The organism is Streptomyces sp. NPDC052682, assembly GCF_040678435.1.
Taxonomy (GTDB): Bacteria; Actinomycetota; Actinomycetes; order Streptomycetales; family Streptomycetaceae; genus Streptomyces.
Genome location: NZ_JBFATS010000045.1, coordinates 1 through 2,858 on the forward strand (window position 1 = coordinate 1; position 2,858 = coordinate 2,858).

At 74.6% G+C, this 2,858-nt stretch carries 2 protein-coding genes; both read left to right on the forward strand.

The window, feature by feature from the left end; genetic code table 11:
- Nucleotides 1-505: 505 nt before the first annotated feature.
- Entirely contained in the window at nt 506-1,711 is a 1,206-nt protein-coding gene (locus tag AB0K80_RS33800; protein WP_365676377.1) for a S8 family peptidase, read from the forward strand.
- A 209-nt stretch (nt 1,712-1,920) separates the two neighbouring features.
- The coding region (locus tag AB0K80_RS33805) for a maltotransferase domain-containing protein (RefSeq protein WP_365676378.1) at nt 1,921-2,858 on the forward strand (938 nt) is incomplete at its 3' end.

Genomic DNA, 2,858 nt, shown 5'->3' on the forward strand with positions numbered 1-2,858 from the left:
CCCGCGGCCAGGCCCCGGCCGGAGGCCCGCGCCGCCCGAGCGGCACGCCGGGCGGAGGCCCGCGCCACCGGCACGCCAGGGGCAGACCCACGCCACCGGCACGCCGGGCGGAGGCCCTCGCAGCCAGCACGCCAGGCAACAAACCCTCGCAGCCAGCACGCCAGGCGCAGACCCACGCCATCGGCACGCCAGGCACAAACCCTCGCCACCGGCACGCCAGGCACAAACCCTCGCCACCGGCACCCGGGCGCAGACCCTCGCCACCGGCACGCCGGGCGGAGGCCCTCGCCACCGGCACGGCGGGCGCCCGCCCCCGTCCCACCGGCCACGCCGACTTCCCTCCGCCTGCCCGGCCCCATCCGGTATGGCCGATTCCGCCCCCACAGGCGTTCTTGTGGCGGGTCACGGCTCACGAGACGCTGCCAGGTGGCGTACCGGCCGCGCCGGGTGCACCCGGCGCGTTCCGGCCGACGTACGCCGAGTTGAGGGAGGGGAACGCATCACCATGGCACGGACGCGTACCCGGCGTCTGCGCCGGGCGGGGGGTCTGACCGCGGCGGCCTGTGCTGCCGCGCTTTCGGCCACCACCCTGCCCGCGCACGCCCAACCGGAGGGGCGGATAGCCGGCGCCGGACAGCCCGGTTCCGTCGACGGCAGTTACCTGGTGACACTCAAGGAGAAGACACAAGGCTCCTCGGCGGCCGGGCAGCGCCTCGCCGAGACGTACGGGGCGACCATCAGCCACACCTACGGCACGGTGCTCAACGGTTACGCGATCAGGGCGAACGCGGCACAGGCCAGGCGCCTCGCGGCCGATCCCCGGGTCGCCTCCGTCGTGCAGGACACCCGCGTGGCCCTCGACCGCGCCCAGAGCACCCCGCCGTCCTGGGGACTCGACCGCGTCGACCAGCGCGCCCTGCCGCTGGACGGGACCTACACCTGGCCGGCGTCGGGCGGCGCCGGCACCACGGTGTACGTGATCGACACCGGCGTCCGCGTCACGCACCGGGACTTCGGCGGCCGGGCGAGCCACGGCTGGGACTTCGTGGAGAACGACAAGGTCGCGAGCGACGGCAACGGCCACGGCACCCACGTGGCCGGCACCGTCGCCGGAAGGACCTACGGCGTCGCCAAGAAGGCCAGGGTCGTCGCCGTCCGGGTCCTCGACGACGCGGGCTCGGGCACCACGGCCCAGGTGATCGCCGGTATCGACTGGGTGACCCGGCACGCCAGGAAACCGGCGGTGGCCAACCTGAGCCTGAGCGGCTCGCGCAATGCCCAGCTCGACGCCGCCGTCCGCACCTCGATCGCCTCGGGCGTCACGTACACGGTCGCCGCGGGCAACGACGGCCGGCCCGCCGCCCTGTCCTCGCCGGGGGACGTACCTCAGGCGATCACGGTCGGCGCGACCGACCGGGGGGATGCGAAACCGGCCTTCTCCAACTACGGCCCGGCGCTCGATCTGTTCGCCCCCGGCGTGGCGATCACCTCGGCGTCCGCGGCGGGCGACACCGCCCGGGCCACCTACTCGGGCACGTCGATGGCAGCACCGCACGTGGCGGGCGCCGCGGCGCTCTACCTGGCCGGCCACCCCAAGGCCACCCCGGCCCAGGTCGCCAGAGCCCTGGCCGGCCAGGCGGTGTCCGGGAAGGTGTCCGGCCGCGGACCCGGTTCGCCGGACAGACTGCTGCGGGTGCCCCCCGCCGAATGAGGAAGCACAGCAACCACACAAGTCCGGCCTCGTCCGCCGCGGACGAGGCCGGACTTGTGTGCCGACATACGCGTGAGTAGTTAACAAAGTGCCGGATTGCTCACCCGAACAGGTGGGGAAGGCTCCTCCGGGTACACCCCTCAGGGAACACCACGCAGGACCTCCCCCCGTACATCCGCCCACCCACGTTGACGCGGACAGGAGCGGTCATGCCCGCCAAGCACCACTCGTCAGCACCACCGACACCCAGCACCACCGCACGTTCCGTGCGCCCGGCGGATCCCGGCCCGCCGCCCGCGGAGCCACCCTCCGCGCGTCACGCGACCGCCGTCGGCCGCATACCGGTCCTCGACGTCCGCCCGGTGGTCCAGCACGGGCGCCGGCCGGCCAAGGCCGTGACCGGGGAGTCGTTCCAGGTCACCGCCACCGTGTTCCGTGAGGGGCACGACGCGGTGGCCGCCAACGTCGTCCTGCGCGATCCCGAGGGCCGCCCCGGGCCGTGGACGCCCATGCGGGAGCTCGCCCCGGGCACCGACCGGTGGGGGGCCACGGTGACCGCCGGGGAGCCCGGACTGTGGTCCTACTGTGTGGAGGCCTGGGGGGACCCCATCGCCACCTGGCGGCACCACGCGCAGATCAAGATCCCGGCGGGGATGGACACGGAGGTCGTCCTGGAGGAGGGCGCGCGGCTGTACGAGCGCGCGGCCGCCGGTGTCCCCGCCGAGGACGGGCAGCGGGAGGTGATCCTGGCCGCCGTGGACGCCCTGCGCGACGAGGACCGCCCGGTCTCCGCCCGTCTGGCCGCCGCGCTCACCCCCGAGGTCAACGACGTCCTCGCCCGCCATCCGCTGCGGGAACTGGTCACGGCCTCCGAGCCCCTGCCGTTGCTGGTGGAGCGGGAGCGGGCGCTGTACGGGTCGTGGTACGAGTTCTTCCCGCGCTCGGAGGGCACCGAGGAGGAGCCGCACGGCACGTTCCGTACCGCCGCGCGGCGGCTGCCGGCGATCGCGGCGATGGGCTTCGACGTGGTCTACCTGCCGCCGATCCACCCGATCGGCACCACCTTCCGCAAGGGGAAGAACAACACCCTCACCCCCGGCCCCGACGACGTCGGCGTGCCCTGGGCGATCGGCTCCCCCGAGGGCGG